The sequence below is a fragment of the Saccharomonospora saliphila YIM 90502 genome, from assembly GCF_000383795.1.
GTDB lineage: Bacteria > Actinomycetota > Actinomycetes > Mycobacteriales > Pseudonocardiaceae > Saccharomonospora > Saccharomonospora saliphila.
The window spans coordinates 2,016-6,020 of sequence record NZ_KB912618.1; the positions used below are offsets into that span (position 1 = coordinate 2,016).

Annotated in this window: 2 protein-coding genes and 1 pseudogene; 1 reads left to right on the forward strand and 2 read right to left on the reverse strand. The window is 70.3% G+C overall.

Features of this window, described 5'->3' with window-relative positions; translation table 11 throughout:
* Positions 1-95: 95 nt before the first annotated feature.
* Together SACSA_RS21115 and SACSA_RS0102105 are read right to left on the reverse strand one after the other, a co-directional pair.
* Positions 96-797 (reverse strand): annotated as a pseudogene (locus SACSA_RS21115) (YwaF family protein); the annotation flags it as partial.
* A 208-nt stretch (positions 798-1,005) separates the two neighbouring features.
* Complete coding sequence (locus SACSA_RS0102105; RefSeq protein ID WP_019813092.1) at positions 1,006-1,995, reverse strand: malate dehydrogenase; 990 nt, start codon at positions 1,993-1,995, stop codon at positions 1,006-1,008.
* 418 nt (positions 1,996-2,413) lie between these two features.
* Here SACSA_RS0102105 and mptB point away from each other — a divergent pair.
* A partial coding sequence (mptB, locus tag SACSA_RS21120; RefSeq protein WP_019813094.1) for a polyprenol phosphomannose-dependent alpha 1,6 mannosyltransferase MptB occupies positions 2,414-4,005 on the forward strand: 1,592 nt, incomplete at its 3' end.

Below are 4,005 nucleotides of genomic sequence, written 5' to 3' on the forward strand. Positions count from 1 at the left end.
ATCGACGTCGGACGTGCTGGTGCACTCGGACGAATGCCGATGCACGAGCCCCCGCCGCCTGGTGCGCGCGGGTGTTGCGGCGCGCCGCGGGCCCGCGTGTGGCTGGAGCGCGTCCACGGCCAGGTGATCAGTGCCCAGGCCGCGAGGATCAGCGCCACCTCGGGGAGGAGGTACCAGGGCCACGGTCCCAGCAGGTCGAGCACGGAGCCGGTGTCGGGTTTGCGGTTGAGGTAGCCGTAGTTGGTGCCGGCGGCACTGTTGAACCCGAAGGCGACGACGGCCCATCCGGCCGTGAGGCCGACGGCGACGGCGTAGTCCCGCCAGCCGGGCCGCAGGCCCAGACCCCAGGTCAGGTAGATCGCGGCCCACACCACGAGCAGGTGCAGTGTCCAGAAGGCCAGGAACTCGTGGTGCGGGAAGTCGGGGGCCGTCAGCACGGGGGAGACCAGCGCCTGGGTGCTCAGTGTCAGGCCCCAGTAGTAGGTCAGCGCGTAGGCCCAGCGGCGCAGGGACCACAGCGCGTAGGCGACCACGAATCCGGCCAGGTCGGACAGGTGTAGCGGCACCGCGTCGACGGGACCCCAGTCGCGGGAGACCACCGTATAGGCCAGCGTGCCGACGTGGATGGTGAGCAAGGTGAGCGCGAACGTCCGGCGGAGGTGACGCTGGGCGGGGGAGTGACGTCGTGCGCGGCCGAAGGCCACCAGGGCGGCGGTGCCTGTCGCGAACACGGCCAGAACGGCCCAGTGGGAGGGGCCGTAGGCGCTGAACTGCTCCTGTGCGGTCGTGTGTGTCACGTGCCTGTCCCGGCGTGCGCGGGTGACGATGCCACTGCTGTGTATAACGACCTATACCCGAGGTCATTGTCATGCTGAAGTCAGTGTTCCACCACCCATCTTCGTTCGTCCGGTACGACCCATGACAGCACGGAGGCCCATGCCTTCGCCTATAGAGCGCGAAAGCACGGGCCTCCGTGAAACCGGCCGAACGGCCGTCGCCGGGCGCTCAGACGAGGCCGAGGCGCCGCACCGTGTCGCGCTCCTCGGCGAGCTCGCCGACGGAGGCGTCGATGCGCTCCCGGGAGAAGTCGTCGATCTCCAGTCCACGCACGATCCGGTACTCGCCCGCCTGGCAGGTCACCGGGAACGACGAGATCAGGCCCTCGGGCACGCCGTAGGAGCCGTCGGAGGGCACGCCCATGGACACCCAGTCGCCGTCCGGAGTGCCGTTGACCCAGTCGTGGACATGGTCGATGGCGGCGTTGGCGGCCGAGGCGGCCGAGGAGGCACCCCTGGCCTCGATGATCTCGGCGCCGCGCTTGGCCACACGCGGGATGAACTCGTCGGTCAGCCACGCCCGGTCGTTCACGGCCTCGGCGGCATTGGTGCCCTTGACCTCGGCGTGGAAGATGTCCGGGTACTGGGTGGCCGAGTGGTTGCCCCAGATGGTCATCTTCTTGACGTCGGCGACGGCTACGTCGAGCTTCTTGGCCAGTTGGGCGATGGCGCGGTTGTGGTCGAGGCGGGTCATCGCGGTGAAGCGCTCGGCGGGCACGTCCGGGGCGTGTGCCTGGGCGATCAGGGCGTTGGTGTTGGCCGGGTTGCCGACCACGAGCACCTTGACGTCGTCGGCCGCGCCCGCGTTGATGGCCTCACCCTGGGGCTTGAAGATGCCACCGTTGGCCTCGAGCAGGTCGCCGCGCTCCATGCCCTTCGACCGTGGGCGCGCACCCACCAGCAACGCGATGTTGGTGCCCGCGAAGGCCTGCTTGGCGTCGTCGAAGATGTCGATGCCGTGGAGCAGGCCGAACGCGCCGTCCTCCAGTTCGAGAGCGGTGCCTTCGGCCGCCTTCACCGCCTGGGGGATCTCAAGCAGGCGCAGTCGCACCGGCGTGTCCTGCCCCAGCAGCTGACCGGAGGCGATGCGGAACAGCAGTGCGTATCCGATCTGGCCGGCCGCTCCGGTGACCGTGACGTTGACTGGGGCCTGGGTCATGACGTTCTCTCCCGCTCCACGGTTGCTGTTGGCTTCGGTTGACTTGTACCGGGGATGCTATCCGCCCTCGTCCGCACCGACCCGGTGCGTCGCCTCACCTGAAACGATGCAGGCCGGAGCGGTTCCGGTGGGCCGCGTGCATCCGTTCGTGGCGCGCGTCCGTGTCCAGCGGCGAGCCGGTGGCGGCCACGCCCGCCGCCCCACGTCCGCGTGCGTGACTGTCGCCGAGATCACCCGCCGTCCGGGCGTGTATGGCGGCGCGTGCTCGCGTGCCGTCGGCGGCACTCGTTCGGGTGGGTCTGCGGGTGTGGTCGCTCGGGAATGCGGTGTGGACCACGGGAGCGCCCGGGCGCCTCGCCCGGCGGTGGTGCCCGTCGGCGCGCGGGCTCGGTCGCGGTGTGTAACCTCGAAGGCCAGTATGGACACCACCACCGATTCCGTGCCGAGCGCCGGGTCCTCCGTCGATGTGCCGGAGGCTCGGGCGAACGGCCGTGTCCGCGAGCCGTCCCGTTTTCCGTTGCGCACGACCGCGATGGGGTTCGTCGGCAGCGTGGTGCTGCTGTTGGCGTCCCTCGGCGCGGGCGGAATCCTGGTGCACGATCCCGTTCTGGGGTCGGGGCCGGTGTCGTGGATCCGGTACGGCCACGGCCACGCGCTGGCGACCGCGCTGCTGTATGTGGGCTTCGGCCTCGTGGTGTGGGCGTGGGTGCGGTTGGGCCGCTATGCGCTGGCGGGGCGGATCGGCGCGAAGCCGATCGTGGTGGCCGCGCTGACGTGGATGGCGCCGCTGCTGGTGGCGCCGCCGCTGTTCACGCGGGATGTGTTCTCCTACCTCGGACAGGGTGCGCAGCTGCTGCACGGGCTCGATCCGTACGACTACGGCCCGGCCGCGCTGGATGTGCTGCCGAATGTGGTGGAGAACGTGCACCCGCTGTGGCAGACCACGCCCGCGCCCTACGGGCCGTTGTTCCTGCTGGTCGCCAAGAACATCGTGGCCGTGACGGGCAACAACGTCATCGCAGGGGTGATCGTGACCCGGGTGGTGCTGTTGCTGGGACTTGCCGGCATGGCGTGGGCGCTGCCCCGGCTGGTGCGGCACCTCGGGGGCAGGCTGCCGGTGACGATGTGGCTGGCGGTGGCCAGCCCGATGACGGTGATCCACCTGGTGGGCGGGCCGCATAACGACCTGCTCATGCTGGCTTTTCTCACCATCGGGGTGCTGGCCGCGCTGGAGCGCCGGCACGCGGTGGCGATCGTGCTGGTCACGGTGGGGATGCTGATCAAACCGACGGCGGCGGTGGCGTTGCCGTTCTTGGTGTGGGTCTGGGCGAACCACCTCGACGCGGAGCAGAGCCTGCTCCGCCGGTTCGTCCGGGCGGTGACGCCGTCGGTGGGCATCTTCGCCGTGGTGTTCGTCGCGGGGACGTGGGTCTCGCTCGGGTCGCTGAACCTCGGGTGGGTGACCGGGTTGCAGGCGCCGCAGATCATCGCGAACTGGCTGAACTTTCCCACCGGGATCGGCGAGGTGTTCCACACGCTGGTCAACCTGGTCATCGACGTGCCCGCGTCGCCGTTCGTCACCGTGGCGCGCGGGGCGGCGTGGGTGGCGTTGCTGGGCGTGATGGTGTGGCAGTGGTGGAAGGCGCGGCATGGTGGCCGTGAGGCCGTGCTGCGGATGGCGGTGACGCTGGTGGCGGTGGCGCTGTTCGCGCCGCCGACGCTGCCGTGGTATCTGACCTGGGGCTTTGTGATCGCGTCGGCGTTCGCGTGGCGGCGCAGGCACCTGGCCGTGGTGGTCGGGGTGTCGATGTTGCTGGTGCTGGCGTACTACCCCACCGGTGAGCAGAGTCTGTACGACTGGTGGTTCGTGGCCGGTGTGGTCGCGGCGAGCCTCTACGGCGCGGTGTCGCTGCTGCGTCCGGACCCGCTGGGGTTGTTCGCCGTGTGGCGCCGGGGCGGCGCCGCGGACCCGGACGGCGGCACCGGTGCGGGGGGTGCCCGGTCCGGGGT

Excerpts from the sequence above, each read along its gene's own strand:
- SACSA_RS0102105 (WP_019813092.1), bottom strand. The coding sequence starts at position 1,995 with ATGACCCAGGCCCCAGTCAACGTCACGGTCACCGGAGCGGCCGGCCAG.